Source organism: Bacteroides coprosuis, assembly GCF_020741705.1.
Classification (GTDB): Bacteria; Bacteroidota; Bacteroidia; order Bacteroidales; family Bacteroidaceae; genus Bacteroides_E; species Bacteroides_E coprosuis.
The window spans coordinates 24,199-42,630 of sequence record NZ_DYYK01000097.1; the positions used below are offsets into that span (position 1 = coordinate 24,199).

The following is an 18,432-nucleotide window of genomic DNA, read 5'->3' on the forward strand; positions in this document are numbered from 1 at the left end:
GAAAAAGTCTATTCCTTTACTTAACAAGGAATAGACTTCTACACATTTTAAAGTTCTTCGGTTTTAACTAGCTCAGAAGATACATAGTATTCCGTATCTTTTTCTGCACACGATTTACACACAGGAACAACATATGAATCGTCAAAGAAATTATTGGACTCTTGAACCTGTACTCCTACTAAATCTCTGCCATAACACCCTTGAGCAGAACAATTTGAAGGATTTTCCCCAGTCTTTGACTCCCATTTTTTAAGTAAATCTGTACTATACATAGGTTTACCACCTAATAAACTCTTGTCTTTGATATTTTTCACAATAGGCATAATCGTATTTTTTTATAATTTGATCTATACAAAGATGCTCATTGTTTAATACTTCTACCAAAATAAACTCTTCTTTTTTGCATAAAAAAAGGCCCTAATCAAAATTAGAGCCTTGCAATTTATTTTTTATACCCATACTGTAAATCATCAATACAGGCATAAGCTGGAGTATTTAAACCAAGGGTTGTTTGAGAATCTGAACCCTCCATAGAGAATTCAATATAATCTACTTCGTGTTTATGAACATTGGTCAAGAAAAAATCCGTCCAATCTTTCACAAATATTTCTTTCTTATTTCTAAAATCCATTAATGTAAATCGGTCGATTATCTCTTTGCCATTTGTATCAGTAAGAACCTTTCCATCTTTATATCCTTTTACAAGCAAATAAAGATAACCCCCTTTTTCCTTCATACTACCATTAGAGTACTCATTGCCATAAAGTGCCACTCCTGCAGTATATGCAGAGTTACATACCTTCATAGATAAAAAGTGATAGCCGAGGCCTTCTTTCATATATATTTTAGCATAATCTCCACCAAACTTATTCTTCATTCCATAGATTACAGCAAAGTTTTTACCGCTAGCAGCTTTTGCATTGTAAACACTACTTTGATTTGTAAATGAATACCAATCGGTATTTCCTTCCACATCAAAAGTGTGATAATTGGACAACCAAACACCACCATTCCATGCATTGACTAATCCTTCTGCATCAGCATTAATCCCATACCATATATCTTTATGGTTTTTATTCTCTTTAAAACGGACAAAGCCCTCTTTGTCAGTAAAGTCTTCATTTAAGTTTTCACCAGCAGCAGTAGGTCCTGATAATATAGCTTCAGCCCCATCAAATGTTTCAGTGAATATTACTTTTTCTCCACAACCCTCATCACAAGGTTCATTGTCAGAGGTACAAGCTGTAAAGGCAGCTAAAAATAAAGTTGCTGCAAAAAAGTTAGATAAAAAAGTGAAATGTTTTCTCATGTTCATGTTGATTTAATATTATATCACCACAAAGATAACTTCTATTTGGGAAAGAACTTAACAACTGCTTTATATTATAGGTAATAGCATAAAAATTCTTCCTTATAAAATATTTCATGGATGTGATATGAGGAGGCAGAAACAATAGAATAGGAGAAAAACGAAGTAGTTTTCCTACTACTTCGTATGATTCATCTACACATTCCACGTCCGTGAGACATCCTCGGGTAAGAACATTCTCGGATAAGAACATTATCTTGCTATCTTATGCCCACTTCATTTACACCAACCACTCCGAATAACTATTTAGTTTGTTTGGCAACCTAATCTGTAGTCAAATGCCTTGTATGAAGTTTCTGTTCGCTGGCCCAGATATTTGCCATCGGCTTCCTTCAGATTCTATCTCGCGATGGAACCCTTGCCCTTCACTATGTGATTACCGCTATTAGGGCTCACTAGGGACTTGCACCCACTAGACAATGTTCATGTCGAACGTACCAAAAAAAAAAGAGGACTTTTTTAAAAAAGTCCTCTTTAATATATTCTTAAAATCTAAAGTTATTCTTCGTCCCCATCCTCATCAGATGGTTTTAATGTAGAATATACAGCTTGAACATCTTCATCTTCTTCTAAGCGTTCAATCATCTTTTCTACTTCTGCACGATCATCACCTTCTAAATCTTTTTCATCCATAGGGATACGTGTAAATTCCGAACTCTTGATTTCGAAGCCATTTTCTTCTAAATAAGTTTGAATAGCATTGAAGGATTGGAATTCAGCATAGATAGTAACTTCTTCTTCATCTTCTTCGTACTCTTCTTCCACGCCTAAATCAATTAGTTCTAGGATAAGATCTTCGATAGACATATCATCTTTCTTAGCAATAGTAAATACGGAATTATGCTTAAACATAAAGTCTACGCTACCACTAACACCAAGGCTACCACCAAATTTATTAAAGACAGCACGTACATTCGCTACAGTACGGGTTGTATTATCAGTTGCAGTTTCTACAAATACGGCAATTCCATGAGGAGCATATCCTTCATAGTTCATCATCTTGTAGTCTTTCTGATCCTTACCCATAGCATTCTTAATAGCACGTTCGACGTTTTCCTTCGGCATGTTTTCGCGCTTTGCAGTCTGGATAATTGCTCTTAGACGAGGGTTGTTTTCCGGGTCAGGGCCACCTTCCTTTACTGCTATAGATATTTCTTTCCCAACACGTGTGAAAACACGGGCCATATTGCCCCATCTTTTAAGCTTTCGCGCTTTTCTATATTCAAATGCTCTTCCCATAGGATGTATAAAATTATTTAATACTTAAATTATCGGAGTTGAGCGCCTAGTTCTTTTTCTAGGTTTTTAATCAACTTCGTCATTACTTTATCGATTGATTTATCGTTTAATGTTTTGCTTTCATCTTGCAACATGAAGCATACAGCATATGACTTTTTACCTGCTTCAAGTTTATTCCCTTCGTAAACATCAAAAAGAGATACTGATTTTAATAGTTTACGTTCTGATTTGAATGCCACTTTTTCAATATCTGAAAATAACACAGATTTATCAAGTAAAAGAGCTAAGTCACGACGTACAGCAGGATATTTAGGAAGTTCTTTGAAGTTAATTTCGTTTTTACGAGTAGCCTTCATCAATTCGTCCCAGTTAAACTCTGCATAATATACTTCGTTATCAATATCAAATCCTTTGGTTACTTTCTTAGTAATAACTCCAAATACAGCAAGTAATTTACCGCCATGAGTACTGTAAGCTAAACCTGAAGCCATCAGTTCATCATTGAATACTTCTTCCACCATAGCAGCTTTAGCTAAGCCAAGACGAGCAAAAACATTATCTACATACGCTTTTAACTCATACACTGAACTATCTTCATCTGGATGCGCCCAAGAGTTTGCTACACGCTTGCCAGTAACCCACATACCCAAGCGATAACCTTCTGAATATGGAGCTAAACCTTTTCCTTCGCTTTTTTTACTTTCATCAAAGAAATAACAGTTACCAAATTCAAAGAATTTAAGGTCTGCATTACGACGATTGGCATTTCTTGAGATACTACTTAATCCGCCAAACAATAAAGTCTGACGCATTGAGTTCAAGTCTGAACTTAATGGATTTAGCATCATTACCAAGTTTTCTGCGGGAAATCTCTTAAAGTCTTCATACAGTGCTGAACGAGTTAGGGAGTTGTTCATGATTTCATTGAAACCACAACCTACTAGCTGCTCTGAAATCAGATTTTGAAGTTTGTTTGAACGATCTTCTTCACCCTTCTGACTTAATGATAGTTTTAAGCTTGTGCTAATTTCTATATTGTTGTATCCATAGATACGCATAATATCTTCAATTACGTCAACATCACGATGAACATCTGCACGATAAGGAGGAACAGCAAGTGTTAATCCTTCTGCTGATTGTTCAAGTACCTTCATTTCAAGGCTAGTGACAATACGTAGTACTGTGTCTGTAGGAATTTCTTTACCAACCAAACGATTCATCTTGTCGAAGTTTAACTTCACTCTAAAATCTTCAATTGGAGTTGGATAAAAATCTTTAATTTCAGAAGAAACTTGACCACCAGCTAAATCCTTAATCAAGATAGCAGCTAATTGAAGGCAGTAAATTACAGCATTTGGATCTACTCCACGTTCAAAACGGAATGAAGCATCTGTATTTAAGCCAAAACGACGAGCAGTCTTACGTACCCAAGTTGGGTGGAAATAAGCACTTTCAATAAAGATATTAGTAGTCTTTTCTGTTGCTCCCGATTTCAAGCCACCAAACACACCTGCAATACACATTGGTTCATTACCATTGCATATCATAAGATCTTTATCGGATAATTTACGTTCTTGTTCGTCAAGAGTAACAAAAGGAGTTCCCTCTGGCAATGTCTTAACCTCTACTGTTTTTGTAGTGATCATATCCGCATCAAAACAGTGTAAAGGTTGTCCGTAAGCAAATAAGATATAATTAGTAACATCGACTACATTGTTGATAGGACGTACACCAATTGAGTTTAATCTCTCTTTGAGCCACTCTGGACTTTCTTTTACGGTTACACCTGTCATGCTCAAGCCAGCATAACGGATACAAGCTTTGGTATTTTCAACCTTAACATTGATATCTAGATTATGATTATCAACCTCAAAGTTTTTTACATCATGTTTGTGCAATGTAGCCACAATACCATTTTGCTTTAAGTAAGCATAAATATCACGAGCTACGCCATAATGAGAACAGCCATCTGCACGGTTAGGAGTAATATCTACCTCAAGTACATAATCACTCTTCACATTATAATATTCTTTGGCTGGAGTACCTGCAGGAACACTTTCTGGTAATACAGTAATGCCATCGCTATCAGAGCCTACACCAATTTCTACTTCTGAACAAATCATGCCTAGTGATTCTACACCACGCATTTTAGTCTTTTTAATTTTAAAACTGTTGTCTCCATCATAAAGCACAGTACCTAGAGTAGCAACTACTACTTTTTGTCCTGCAGCAACGTTAGGAGCTCCACATACTATTTGTACGGGCTCACCTTTACCAAGGTCAACAGTGGTAATATGTAAATGGTCTGAGTCGGGATGTTCTACACAAGTTAAGACTTTACCCACTACAAGACCTTCTAATCCTCCTTTGATGCTTTCTACCTCTTCTACTTCACCAATTTCAAGACCTGTTGAAGTTAAGGCAGCAGCTAATTCTTCTGGAGATAAGTCGAAATCGACATACTCTTTTAGCCAATTATAAGAGACATTCATATTTTAAAGTTTTTATGTTTTTTCCTACGACCTGCAAAGTTAATAGTTTTTTTCGGTTGTAAGGAAGAAAGTTACTACAAAAGTGCGCTTCAAAATCTTGAAGAGCAATGAAAAAAGAGAACAAATGTATTTTTATCTACAAATGTTCTCTTTCTCTCCTAAATTAATAGAGTTGTTTACACAACCATTGCTTGCAATCCGATAGTTCCACCTATGCCTGTTAAAATGGCTAGAATCACTTTATAGATCAAGCTCCATTTCTCTTTTGTTAATTTTGACATACTTACTGCTGTTAAGGTTAAATTATATTTTCATCTTTATCTCCTGTTTTGGGCGTATCCTCTCCAGCCTCAGAAGGGCTTGGATCAAGGTCTTCTGATTTTAAACCCAATTTTTTAAGATACTCTTCCAGGCGAATAAATTGAACTTTTTCTCCGGCACGGGTAGATGTTTTTGACACGCGAAGATCTTTAGATGCCTGGAAACAGATTCTCATTCCTTTAATGCTATTCACATTTACATCTTTCTCTTCTACTTCTCCTTGTGATCTTAGGGATAGGTTAAACACTCCCAGTCCTTCAATATTAACTGCTTTACCCTCGAGCAATTGCTCTTTCAGCTTTTCGATGAAATTCATAAGAACAGAACGGATATCACCCCTAGATAGTGAAGACATTTCCTTAATCTTCTCAGTAATAAACTTAATGTTTGCCGATTGTCTTAGAGTCATAACTCTAGGGTAATACTTAATAGGAGAATCCTTTTCAATAGGGTTTGATTTTAATGAAATTACACGATAAATAATTGACATAATAATAAAAGTTTAAGTTAATAATTTTGTCTCTTTGTTTGCTGTTAACAACACTACAAAGGTGAAGAAACATTTTCATATAAGCCTCATAAAATCATTGCTACAGAAACCTTTTTCAGAAACAAGTATAATATTAATTCATTATTAATGCTATTCTTATAACCTGTCAACATTTTAACACTTTTAACGGGTTTATAGCTAAACTATTTATGGTGAGGGTTGTTGTAATTATAGTATGTACTCTATGTACGTGCTATTATTATATTGTCGGACCTTTTAAAAAGAAAGCGAGTGTTATTATGCTAAACTCACCTGATTTTAAAATCGGAGATTTAGTCCAGCTAAAAAAAGCGGAATCAAACATTCCCAATCCTTTCGGGTCCAGAGAAAACAATCTATTTCAAATTGCTAAAATCTGGGCCAATGAGGTAAGATTAAGCTGGCAAAGACACATCTATGATGTGAATGAATTGAAACCTATCCCGATTAATGGTGTTGACGATCGAAGTATTCATCTGCAAGTAGAGCCTTATTCTCCATGTGTATTGGATGGTATGAGCTTACCAATGGAAGATGCAGATCGTGGATATTATCTTGATAAAATTAAATCGTTGGGATGGGATAAGTTGCTTCAGTTAATTGAGCAACAGAGAATTAAGTATGTGCACCAAGTGCAACGTTACTTAGATGATAATTTCGCAGGCTGCCAACTCAAACTTAATGAATAGTTGGAAGCATGCATTAAAGCAACTAAATAACATTGTACCAGATGCGAATGTATAGGCATTGACGATTGAGTCTGTCTATACTAACTCAATACTACTTACTAAAGTTCCTCTCCTGTTTTAGTGTATAAAAGCTGAAGCGGAGGGGAATTTATAAAAGAACTCCTTATTCGTGGGAGCAACCTATTTAGGCATCAATCTTTATTTATTTCAACTCTTGATAAGGTATGGTGGCTTTATAAATAAGATTACTCATATTAAATCTTCCTTCCTTGCTCCATTAGCTCTTAGACAGCTGAGGATGTAATTGTAATAAAACCTACCCCATTCTCTCGACAAGAGGCGAGTAAGGAGTTTTTATTTAATCCTAGATATATTTCTATGTTTTGATCATTTAGAGAATAGATACAGCCACTATTGGAGCTACCCACTTTTCTGATTATGCACAAAAAAGGTCCAAGCCAACTTGAACCTTTTTTATTTATTATCTAGAAACCTTATCTAAAGGTTATAAATCTATTGAATAAGAAATTTACTGCCCCATATACAAAGAGTCCAAAGAATTGAGCTAAATAAGCATTCATATCTAGTATATCTATTAAGACATAAATAAATAAGAACTGTGCAATATAAGATACTACACATGAGATCGTAAACTTAAAAATCTGAGCCCAAAGACTCTTTCCTTTATTCTCCTCGGATATATAAATCCAGTACTTGCCCCATATAAAGTTATTTACTTGAGCAATAAAGTAACCCGTCAGATTGGATATTTTGTACTCTTGATGAAACAAATCCATCATCACCCAAATCACAACAGCGGTTATCACTGCATTTAGTGTTCCGATAATAGCAAATCGAAGGACACGAGTAGATTCTTTCATCCCTACCCTTTAGTTCTCTTCTTCTTTAACGTCTACAATAAGGTGTAATTCATCTAGCTGAGAAGGATCTAATTGTGCTGGAGCATCAATCATAACATCACGACCTGAATTATTCTTAGGGAATGCGATACAGTCACGGATAGAATCTAATCCTGCAAATAGAGATACCCAACGATCAAGACCATAAGCGATACCACCATGAGGAGGTGCACCATATTGGAAAGCATTCATTAAGAAACCAAATTGTTCTTTTGCCTTTTCTGGAGTGAAGCCTAATACTTCAAACATTTTGTTTTGTAGTTCGCTATCGTGAATACGAATAGAACCACCACCAACTTCAACACCATTAATCACCATATCGTATGCATTGGCACGTACACGACCAGGATCAGAGTCAATGTATTGAATGTCTTCTTCTTTAGGAGAAGTAAATGGATGGTGAACAGCTACAAATCTTTCGTCTTCTTCGTCCCATTCAAATAGAGGGAAATCAATAACCCAAAGACAAGCAAATTTATTTTTATCACGAAGACCTAATTCATCAGCTACTTTCAAACGTAGTTCGCATAGTTGCTTACGAGTCTTCATGCAATTATCGCCAGAAAGGATCAAGATCAAGTCTTCTGGTTCTGCATTAAATGCAGCTTTCATTTCTTGAAGCACTTCTTGAGTATAGAACTTATCTACACTAGATTTTACACTTCCATCTGCATTAACACGAGCGTAAACCATACCCTTAGCCCCAATCTGAGGACGTTTTACATAATCAGTAAGTTGGTCTAACTGTTTACGAGTATAAGACGCAGCACCTTTCACACAGATACCACCTATATATTCAGCACTATCAAACACACCGAAGCCATGTCCTTTAAGAACGTCCATCAGTTCTACAAACTGCATATCAAAACGCAAGTCAGGCTTATCGCTTCCGTAGTATTTCATTGCATCGTGCCATGTAATACGAGGGAATGTTTCTGTCAATTCAATACCACGAATAGTTTTGAATAGATGTTTTGCCATTCCTTCAAAATTGGAAATCACATCTTCTTGTTCTACAAAGCTCATTTCACAGTCAATCTGAGTAAACTCGGGTTGACGATCGGCACGTAAATCTTCGTCTCTGAAACACTTCACAATTTGGAAGTAGCGATCGAAGCCCGACACCATTAATAATTGCTTAAAGATTTGAGGAGATTGTGGAAGGGCATAAAACTCGCCTGGATTCATACGAGAAGGAACTACAAAGTCACGAGCACCTTCGGGAGTAGAACCGATAAGCACAGGAGTTTCTACTTCTAAGAAACCTTGGTTATCTAAATAACGGCGAACTTCCATTGTCATTTTATGACGTAATTCTAGGTTCTTACGCACGTTTGGACGACGTAAGTCTAGATAACGGTACTTCATACGTAAATCGTCGCCACCGTCTGTCTTTTCTTCAATAGTAAAAGGAGGAGTAGCAGAAGTGTTTAGTACATCTAGTTTTTCTACTAATATTTCTATTTCACCAGTAGCTATTTTATCGTTTTTGCTGGAGCGTTCGCTTACTTTTCCTACAACTTGAATAACAAATTCACGTCCTAGTTTATTGGCACGATCACAAAGCTCTTTGTCACTAGCTTCATTGAAGACAAGCTGAGTAATTCCGTAACGGTCGCGCACGTCAATGAAAGTCATCCCTCCCATTTTACGACTGCGTTGCACCCAGCCAGATAAAGTAACCACTTTTTCTATATCGGAGATTCTCAACTCTCCGCAGGTATGTGTTCTAAACATCTTTATTTAGTATTTAGCCATTTGATATTTTAATTGATAGCAAAAATACAAAAATAATAGAACTATACTCAAAAAGAACTACATTAAGTTTACAAAGATACTTACAGAGGAGGATATAAAAAAAGTACCACACGATACAAATGATCAATGGGTACTTTTCAAAACAATTTATCTAATCAAAAATTTTAGTTGTGTTCTAGAGCTCCTACAATGTCTTGACTAAAAATAGAAAATAGGAGCGTATTGAGCAGAAGTACAAAAGCTATATTTCTTCCTGCTAATCGTGAATCGGATACGGGCTGAGCCAATTGACGAGGGCAATGCACCAAAAATGTCTTATACAATCTATATGTAGCATATCCGATTGCCATACCAGCCAGAGCACCAGCTAGTACATCTGAAATAAAATGTACACCTAAATATACTCTTGAATAGGCTACAAAAAACGCCCAAATAAAAATAATGATCGTGTAAATTCTATTTTTAAAGATATGAGCCGTCAACATGGCAAAACCAAAGAAATTGGTTGCATGACCTGATATAAATCCGTATTTTGCTCCTCGGTAACCAAATAAGGTTTGCACTTCATCCATAAATAAAGGATGATGCGTAGGACGTAAACGCATAAAAAATGGTTTACAAATACCTGAAGAGAATGTATCACAGAATAACACCACCAAACTTATAGCTAAAAGTATAGGTAACCACTCCGTCCATTTCTTTTTGTAAGCAATAGTAAAAATAAAAAACACAGCAATGGGTATCCACATAATGGAGCCTGAAAAAAGCCACATCATAGCGTCTAGCAAAGAGGAAGAACTTCCGTTTAGTTTTAAGAAAAGATCTCTCTCCCAGAGGAGTACGTTTTCAAGTATTGTCATAGTTTCGTCAATAGTATTGCATTTCTATGTCACAAACATAGTTAGCAATTCTGTGGAAATTTAGATGAACCTATGACGTTTTTGTTAAATTTACACCATAAAGTGTGATTTAGGTTAAATCGTTTGTAACTTTGTGTTTATACATTCCACATTTAAGAAAAAACAACATTCTACTAGTATGAAAATATTGATTATTGAAGATGAAAAGACACTTTCAGATAACATGATGCGTTATCTTACTGCAAACAACTATCGGTGTGAGCAGGCTTTCACTTATGAGGAAGGCTTAGAAAAGATAAGCCTTTACTCTTATAGTTGTATTTTGTTGGATTTAAACTTACCCGATGGTGATGGTATGCACCTGCTCGAAGAAATTAGAAATAACAAGATTGACAGTGGAGTCATTATCATATCAGCTAGAGGAGCCTTGGATGATAAAATAAGAGGACTTATGACAGGGGCAGATGATTATTTGGCAAAACCTTTCTCTTTACCAGAACTTAGTGTACGTATCTATGCCCTTTTAAGACGAAGACTAGGTACTACTTCTACCAATACTTTGGAATCTAATGGTATAGTGATAGACTTATTGGGAAAAACAGCCAAAGTAAATGGTGAATCACTTAACCTCACTAAAACAGAGTACAATTTACTTCTCTTCCTTATCGCTAATAAAAACAGAGTTATTTCAAAGAATGCTATAGCCGAACATCTCTCGGGAGATATGGCAGATATGTTTAATAGTCATAACTTTATATATACCCATATCAAAAATTTAAAAGCAAAATTAGCCCAACACAATGTAGATTCTTCTATTCGCACTGTCTATGGTACAGGATATCAATGGGCAGAATAACTATTTAAAGAGAATAACTTATGCGTAGCCTACGGTTAAAGAGTTTCTTCCAGTTTCTTATATCTACTGCACTCGTACTTTTACTAGGCAGCCCCCTATTCTATTATATCATGGTGGTATTTTATAGGGGAGATTTAGATGAGGTTATAGAATATCGCTCAAGGCAGTTTATTACCCAGCAACTACCTATTATTCCTCATAACCAACTTTCTGCATGGAATAAACTCAACCCGGACTTACAAGTTCTTCCATTTATAGAATCTACAGTTATAGGTAAACCTATTCAGAAGAGTTACTACAGCGAGGCTTCTGGACACATTCTAGAATATCGTGTTTTATACACTCCTGTGGATATAGAAGGGGTTCCACATTTATTGATGTCGCGCACACCGATGATAGATAAAGCAGATTTAGGGAGAACAATCGCTTATCAGATTTCTCTTGTCTTTATCTTTTTAATTATTGCACAAACCTTGGCACACCGCTTTGTTATGAAAAGGTTATGGAGACCTTTTTATGATACCCTTAGAGCGATGAACAAATTTAGTTTGCTTAGCGACAATATTCCTAAATTTAAAGCTACTACTACGAGAGAGTTTAAATGGCTAAATGATAACCTTCAGGAATTGATGGTAAAGACTCTAAAAAGCTATGACCAGCAGAAGCAGTTTATAGAGAATGCTTCTCATGAGTTACAAACGCCACTAGCTATCATTCAATCTCAACTAGATTTACTTGTGCAAGATCCAGATTTGACTCCTGCACAAAATGAAATCATTCAATCCTTATATACAGTATCTGCACAAACCAGAAGACTGAACAAAAACCTACTTTTATTAGCAAAAATTGAAAATTGTCAGTATTCAGAATTAGAAGAGGTCGATTTAGCTCTTTTAATGGAGAATATGACAGAGCTTTTTAATGAAATAGCCAATGCAGAGCAAGTCTCTTTATCTCTAGATATTAAAGGAGATAATAGTATTCAAGCTAATTCCTCATTAGTACAAGTGTTAATAACCAACCTAATATCCAATGGTATTCATTATAACTATAAAGGTGGCGAACTTAAGATTGTACTTCAAGGCAACACTCTACAAGTAGCAAATACCAGCAAGACAGAAGAACTAGATGAAAATATTATTTTCAGACGCTTCGTAAGGAAGAGTGTGGACAATACGGGCTCTGGACTAGGACTAGCGATAGTAGATTTAATATGTAAGTTTCATAAATGGGAAATCCACTATCGGTACGACAATGGATTTCATAATTTTGTTGTTGATTTTACACCACAAAAGAGTTAGATTTTCTTTTTAGGATGAGTAATTACTTTTAATCCTCCTTTAATGATTTCAATCGTTAAATCTTTAGGAGCCATAAAGGGTTCGCCATCATAATGCATCGGACCTTCTTTTTCTCTTTCAAGCGTAACTTCACGGCATTTTAATGTTCTTGTCTTTTTATTCTTATCTATTGTTCCTGCAAAAAGTTGATAAGAAAGAATAGGTGTATCATACAAGCTAATCGGCTTAATTAAGGTAACATCTAAAACACCATCTTGTATAGAAGCATGTGGAGCAATGAATGCATCATTGCCATACTGAGCTGCATTACCAAAAGCAATAACGAAAGCTTTATCTTCCAGCCTTTCTCCCGTATCGGCAGTCAGTTTATACGTCTCTGCTTTGTAAGAAAAATTCTCTTTGATAGCTATCTGGCAATAAGTAAGTAGCCCTCTCGTAGAGGCCTGAGCAAACTTCCAACTGACTAAGGCATCAAAACCTACCCCACACGAACAGAAAAACAATCTCTCTTTATTTATTTTTCCGTAATCAATGATATGTTCATCTCCGTTTTGCAAGAGTGCTATAGCTTCTGCTTGTCTTAAAGGAACACCCAGATGCCTAGCCAGACCATTGCCAGAGCCACAGGGCAAAATACCCAAAGCCGTATGGGTGTGTACTAGTGAGCTAGCCACTTCATTCACTGTGCCATCTCCTCCCACAGCTACTACCACATCAACCCCTTCAGAGGCCTTTTTTGCTGAAATTTCTTTGGCATGACCGGCATATTCTGTATAGATGATTTCGTATTTTGCTTTTTGAGGATCTAGTATTTGATCTATCAATTTAGGGATCTGGTCTTTCTTTCCAGTTCCCGATATGGGATTAATTATAAACGTAATTTTCTTCATAGTGAGCTTGTCGTCATTGTTCCGTTTGAATGTCTTTCATTTACTATGCTACAAAGATAAAGCTATTTAAACATTATCAGGTCAAGCAAATGAAACAAAATTTAGCCCCAAAAGAGTCAGTCGCCTTATTTTATAGAGCTATTTAATGAAATAATACCCATTTATTCTTCAAATGCAACCTAAAACTACGTTTACAAATCTCACTACCACTTAAGTATTTGTAGTACAGATGATCCACGAAAATATTTTAAAGAAATCTCTTGTTAATTCTGAATATATTACATATTTTAGACGTCCTTTACAAGACCAAAAGACACATAAACGCATACTATGAAAAGAATAACTAGATATAGTAGATTTAATACTACATCCCAAAGCACCCCAGCTTCTTTGAGAAGTCGTGGTATCTATTCCAAAAACAAAATTCCTAATAAAAGCATCTAGCTTACTTTTTATATCCCCATTTATTTTATTGTGTTTCTTATGAAGAGAGATCTTGAAACAGGCTACATAGACCCAGTTATGAAATCAATTATAATCAATGTGACCTATCGACCTGATGATGCGATGAGTTTACAAAGTCTAAGATGTTACTAATCAATGAGTGCAAGTAACACATGAGTCCACTTCCTTCTTACTTTTCAGGGGAGGTGGACTTTTTCTTTTTCACCCCAGCCAACTCTATTTTTTCTAAATTAAAGTATCAAAACATTATTTCCTCAGTAAAAGGACTTCATTTTATTATTGAAATAAGCTGTGTAATTATACCAACCCGCCTATTTATTCCATAACACCTACATTCTTAATCTTATTCTAAAAATAAAATCTATTTCTATTTGTAAATAAAGATTAATATTTATCTTTGTGATGATTTGGTAATCGAGATACTTTCAATGTCTCGGTGCAAGGGAATCCAGTGAAAATCTGGAGCTGTTCCTGCAGCTGTAATACCTCAATTACGTGGGTTAAATCATCTAAGAAACACTGTGTGTAAAAGCATGGGAAGTTTATTTAACCAGAGGTAAGCCAGAAGACCTGCCAAGTACAACAAAACAAATAAAACACCAAGCTTCCAGGAACTGAAGTTGATGTACATTACATAAATGTATTCATATTTTTATCGTCCATAAGGGAAACTCGATGTTTTTATATTACGAATAACTAATATAAAACAGAGATGTTATATACACGAATACTCACATTTGTGAGCATGATATTTTGTGTCCAAACCATTTTAGCGCAGAGTTTTAATGTCGCAGGCAAGGTTAGTGACCAATCAACAGGGGAACCTATTGCTGGAGCAAAGGTTTATATTCCTCAAACTGGCAAGGGAGCCCTTGTTGATGCCAATGGCAACTTTACCATTAGCAAATTGCCGCCAAACACATATACTATAGTAGCCTCATTTATAGGCTATAAACCTCAAGAAAAAGAATTTGTAATAAATAATGCTCCCGTTAAGCTCAACTTTGAGCTTACTACGGAGTCTTATGCCCTCAACGAAATCGTTGTTACGGGTACTGGCACAGAGCATTACCTCAAAGATGCCCCCGTACAAACGGAAGTGATATCGGGAAAAGCCCTCAAAGAGTTTTCAGGTAGAGATATTGAGGATGTATTAAGTGGATTATCCTCTTCTCTAGCTTTTACACCGAGTGAGATGGGAAGTGGTATTCATATTAATGGGCTCAAGAATGATTATGTCTTAGTACTGATCGACGGTAAACGTATGAACACTAGCGTAGGTGGTCAAAATGATTTAAGTCGCATCAATATGGAGAATATTCAGCGTATTGAAATTGTGAAAGGAGCAGCTTCTTCTCTCTATGGTTCAGATGCTATCGGTGGGGTAATCAATTTTATTACCAAACGAAACAAGGAAGAATTGAGTATCTCCAACAGTACCCGTATGGGGGAACACGAGGATATTCGCCAAAGTAACAACTTTGTACTCGGCAATAAATATATCAAATCTACCTCTTCATTCAATCTCAAGCACACTCACGGCTGGCAAAATACCACTGATGAATGGCACAGAAATAGGCTAATTCACAATAGTGTAACCAAAACGGTAAACCGTTCTACCAACTACACCATCGGAGAAAGTCTATTATTTAACCCTACAAAACATCTTGAGCTTATGGGAGATATTAGCTTCTATGAAAAGTGGACAGATCGACCTATGGGCATTCCAAATTGGAGGTATAGTGACCTCTACTATCGCAATCAAGATTACAGCCTAGGAGGTAAATACAAATTACCTCAAGGACATTGGATCTCTTTTGATTCTTCATTCAATAGAAATGATTATTTCTACGATTATCATACTCGTGAATATACCGATTATCACGATTATGAAGGAAATAGAATTACCCACTACAAAGGCGACAGAGTATTACAATCTTCTCAGCGCAGATGGATTAACAATCTAAAAGCTGTTTTCTATTTAGGAGAAAAGAATACGCTACAAACAGGTATTGAACACATTTGGGATAAGTTGGTAGCTCCTTTACGATTGGAAGGTAACCAAGCTATTGCTTATTCTATCGACTATTACATTCAAGATGAATGGAATATCACTGATCGTTTAAACCTTACGGCAGGCATGAGATATGGACATCATAAAGACTTTGAACATACTTTTTCTCCTAAGATATCAACGATGTACAAGCTAGGAGATTTCAACTTCAGAGCTACTTATTCTCATGGATTCAAAGCCCCTACTATGAAAGAGTTTTACTACCATTATTATGCTACAATCATGAGTAAGTTTAAGGCTTATTATGGGGATTCCAACTTAAAACCTCAGCGCTCCAATTATTATTCGGTAAATGTGGAATATCACAAACCTAAGTTTACAGCGAGTGTTACAGCATATCACAACCGCATAAAGGATATGATTTCTTTACAATCCACAACTACTTCTTATGAAGACAGAATGCTATTGGTAGAAGAAACTATGCATTATGTAAACCTAGCAAAAGCAAGGACTTATGGTATGGATTTCACTTTTGATATCACCCTACCCTACAACTTCCGTATTGGAGGTGGATACAGTTACCTCGATGCTAAAGCTCAACGAACAGATGATGAGTCGGCAGATGACTATATGCAATATGTACACATGGATGCAACATCCAAAAACAATGCAAATCTCAAAGTACAATGGGATAAAAAATGGGATGGGTATAAACTAGGTCTTACTCTTAACGGACGCTATCAATCTACCCGTTATTATACTTCACATGGAAATGCAAAAGGCCATCAACTGTGGAGACTGAATTCCTATCACGGATTTATTAATAACAAGAAATTCAAACTCGATGTAAATGCAGGTATTGATAATATCTTCAATTACGTAGATCGTACTCCTTTTGGACTTAATCGAGCTACTACATCACCGGGTAGGAACTTCTATGTGTCACTTGCCGCTAAATTTCAGATTAAAAACTTCTAAAAATAAAACAAATTACAAAGTATTATGAAACATTTATTTAAAGCCCTATTTGTGGGTGTATTCGCCCTTACGGCTGGTATTTTTGCCTCATGTTCTTCTGACGACGACAACCAAGACGACAGACAAGCTGTGTATGTAGAAAAGAAAAACGACAAAGCTCTACTTCTATGTTCTTTTGGTAGTACTTATGAGCAACCTCAAAAAACTTACGATGCTATTATTGCAGACTTTGAAAAAGCATTCCCTGGTACTGATATTTATATGTCTTTTACCTCTCGTACTATCATCTCTAGAGTATATGCTCAAATAAACAAAGCGTATGCACAACCTGATGTTTGGTTGAAAGAGATACAAAAGGCAGGATATAAAGAGGTGATGGTACAATCCCTTCACATTATCCCTGGTAGTGAATACGTAAGCTTAATGGATACTGAAGTATATAAAAACTTTATGAGTAAATATCCTGATATTAAAGTTGCTAGAGGAGCTTGTCTTTTAAAGAGTGAAGAGGATTTAGATGAAGTAGCAAAGGTTCTTTACAACTATTACAAAAAGAATTTAGATAACGGCGAAGTGGTAGCATTTATGGGACACGGTAACCCTGAAGAAGAATATAGCCATGCAAATGGTCGTTACAAACAACTAGAAGCTAGACTTCAAAAACTTTCTGGTAAAAAGAATATTTTCATTGGTACTGTAGATTGGAAAGAGATGATGTTTGGTCATGTACGTGATGGTATCATCGCTTATGCAAAAGAAAAAGGATTAGCAGAAACTGAATACAAAAAACAAGTGGTTACTCTTGCTCCATTGATGTCAATCGCTGGAGACCACGCTCAAAACGATATGTTGGGTGGATTAGAACAAGGACAAAAGGAGTCAGATGTAGATCCATTTGAAGCTGACTTCGACGAAAGAAAAGGAGAACCATGTGCAGAGTTTACTTGGATATTGAAGCTTGAAAAACTAGGCTTTACAATTAATCCAGAAGGTTCAACTACCGATCCTGAAAAATTCAGCGTTCTTGGTTTAGGTGATCATGCTGCTCTTCGTCAAATTTGGGTTAACCATCTAAAAGATGCAAAATTCGAATCTTGGAATGAAAAATTTAATGAAGAGGATTAATCCTAAGAAATTTAAGAAACTAACGAGTGGAGAGCGCTCCATAATCATTAGTGTATTAGTATTCTCGTAGTGTAAGAAGAGAGGTTTGGAATATACAGCATTTCAAACCTCTCTCATTTTATTTTGATTTTGATTTCATCTCTTCACCCGATGCGTCATATTTTTTCCGTTTAGCTGTGAGTTCATCTATCCCTACAGAATAAATAAAGGCTCTCCCTCCTCCTGCTCGTATAGCCGATTCTATCAATCGCTCTTTGGAAGGACAATACTTCATACAGATGGCTCTGAATGCCTTAGCCCTTTCGTCTTCATCTTGTACTTGAAGAATCTTTCCCTTTACAATAGCAGACTCATATTCTGTTGTAAAGACACGGCGAGTAAGTTCGGTAGCTCTTGATTCATCTTGTTCCATCACTTTAAGTTCTTCCTCAGAATAAAGTTCGGGAACTTGTACTTCTCCTACAAACACCATACACATCGGTTTACCCTCAGTGAAAAGTTCCACATTTCTTCCTCCCTGAGCCGAATGAAAGTAGATTACATCCCCTATCCGAACAGGAGATATGGGAATTGAGTAAGGACAACCTAATTCATCCACCACAGAAACCACAGCATAGGCTGCTTTA

Annotated in this window: 16 protein-coding genes and 1 riboswitch; of the genes, 5 read left to right on the forward strand and 11 right to left on the reverse strand. The window is 36.1% G+C overall.

The genetic code is table 11. From position 1 onward, the window contains the following. Positions 1–47 precede the first annotated feature (47 nt). The 6 genes from K8V80_RS05725 to K8V80_RS05750 all read right to left on the reverse strand — a co-directional run bounded on the left by K8V80_RS05725 (position 48) and on the right by K8V80_RS05750 (position 5,911). A complete protein-coding gene (locus K8V80_RS05725) occupies positions 48–323 on the reverse strand; it encodes a hypothetical protein (RefSeq protein WP_276776007.1) in 276 nt (91 codons plus the stop codon). Between the two features lie 119 nt (positions 324–442). Next, positions 443–1,309 carry a DUF4465 domain-containing protein gene (locus tag K8V80_RS05730; RefSeq protein WP_276776009.1) on the reverse strand — a complete coding sequence of 289 codons (867 nt, stop codon included), beginning with the start codon at positions 1,307–1,309 and terminating at the stop codon, positions 443–445. Between the two features lie 558 nt (positions 1,310–1,867). Then, a complete protein-coding gene (locus tag K8V80_RS05735) occupies positions 1,868–2,608 on the reverse strand; it encodes a YebC/PmpR family DNA-binding transcriptional regulator (protein ID WP_276776011.1) in 741 nt (246 codons plus the stop codon). A gap of 29 nt (positions 2,609–2,637) precedes the next feature. After that, positions 2,638–5,100: a phenylalanine--tRNA ligase subunit beta gene (gene pheT, locus K8V80_RS05740; protein WP_276776013.1), complete on the reverse strand. Its 2,463-nt coding sequence runs from the start codon at positions 5,098–5,100 to the stop codon at positions 2,638–2,640. A 176-nt stretch (positions 5,101–5,276) separates the two neighbouring features. Further along, complete coding sequence (locus K8V80_RS05745) at positions 5,277–5,381, reverse strand: smalltalk protein (protein WP_006744849.1); 105 nt, start codon at positions 5,379–5,381, stop codon at positions 5,277–5,279. A 17-nt stretch (positions 5,382–5,398) separates the two neighbouring features. After that, positions 5,399–5,911, reverse strand: coding sequence for an HU family DNA-binding protein (locus K8V80_RS05750; protein ID WP_006744848.1), 513 nt, complete (start codon positions 5,909–5,911; stop codon positions 5,399–5,401). 299 nt (positions 5,912–6,210) lie between these two features. Here K8V80_RS05750 and K8V80_RS05755 point away from each other — a divergent pair, with 299 nt between their 5' ends. Then, positions 6,211–6,639 (forward strand): hypothetical protein, encoded by a 429-nt coding sequence (locus tag K8V80_RS05755; protein ID WP_040310152.1) that lies wholly within the window; start codon positions 6,211–6,213, stop codon positions 6,637–6,639. Between the two features lie 494 nt (positions 6,640–7,133). Here K8V80_RS05755 and K8V80_RS05760 read toward each other — a convergent pair whose 3' ends face one another. From K8V80_RS05760 to K8V80_RS05770, 3 genes are all read right to left on the reverse strand, one after another. Then, positions 7,134–7,520, reverse strand: a complete 387-nt coding sequence (locus K8V80_RS05760; protein WP_276776017.1) for a GtrA family protein — start codon at positions 7,518–7,520, stop codon at positions 7,134–7,136. A 9-nt stretch (positions 7,521–7,529) separates the two neighbouring features. Beyond that, positions 7,530–9,296: an aspartate--tRNA ligase gene (gene aspS, locus K8V80_RS05765; RefSeq protein WP_276776019.1), complete on the reverse strand. Its 1,767-nt coding sequence runs from the start codon at positions 9,294–9,296 to the stop codon at positions 7,530–7,532. Positions 9,297–9,481: 185 nt separating this feature from the next. After that, entirely contained in the window at positions 9,482–10,177 is a 696-nt protein-coding gene (locus tag K8V80_RS05770) for a phosphatase PAP2 family protein (RefSeq protein WP_006744844.1), read from the reverse strand. A 178-nt stretch (positions 10,178–10,355) separates the two neighbouring features. Between K8V80_RS05770 and K8V80_RS05775 the strand changes: the two genes are divergently transcribed. After that, a complete protein-coding gene (locus K8V80_RS05775; RefSeq protein WP_276776020.1) occupies positions 10,356–11,033 on the forward strand; it encodes a response regulator transcription factor in 678 nt (225 codons plus the stop codon). Between the two features lie 20 nt (positions 11,034–11,053). Then, positions 11,054–12,334: a sensor histidine kinase gene (locus tag K8V80_RS05780; RefSeq protein WP_276776022.1), complete on the forward strand. Its 1,281-nt coding sequence runs from the start codon at positions 11,054–11,056 to the stop codon at positions 12,332–12,334. On the opposite strand, the gene K8V80_RS05785 is transcribed toward K8V80_RS05780, so the two are convergent. Next, positions 12,331–13,224 carry a diacylglycerol/lipid kinase family protein gene (locus tag K8V80_RS05785; protein ID WP_276776024.1) on the reverse strand — a complete coding sequence of 298 codons (894 nt, stop codon included), beginning with the start codon at positions 13,222–13,224 and terminating at the stop codon, positions 12,331–12,333. The two genes, K8V80_RS05780 and K8V80_RS05785, sit on opposite strands and share 4 nt — an antisense overlap. Positions 13,225–14,081: 857 nt before the next feature. Beyond that, a riboswitch (cobalamin riboswitch) is annotated at positions 14,082–14,281 on the forward strand. Between the two features lie 153 nt (positions 14,282–14,434). Between K8V80_RS05785 and K8V80_RS05790 the strand changes: the two genes are divergently transcribed. Both K8V80_RS05790 and K8V80_RS05795 read left to right on the forward strand, forming a co-directional pair. Further along, positions 14,435–16,681, forward strand: a complete 2,247-nt coding sequence (locus tag K8V80_RS05790; RefSeq protein ID WP_276776028.1) for a TonB-dependent receptor — start codon at positions 14,435–14,437, stop codon at positions 16,679–16,681. A 24-nt stretch (positions 16,682–16,705) separates the two neighbouring features. Then, positions 16,706–17,806 (forward strand): sirohydrochlorin cobaltochelatase, encoded by a 1,101-nt coding sequence (locus tag K8V80_RS05795; RefSeq protein WP_276776025.1) that lies wholly within the window; start codon positions 16,706–16,708, stop codon positions 17,804–17,806. 118 nt (positions 17,807–17,924) lie between these two features. On the opposite strand, the gene K8V80_RS05800 is transcribed toward K8V80_RS05795, so the two are convergent. Beyond that, on the reverse strand, positions 17,925–18,432 hold a 508-nt coding region (locus K8V80_RS05800), incomplete at its 5' end, for a pyridoxamine 5'-phosphate oxidase family protein (RefSeq protein ID WP_276776027.1).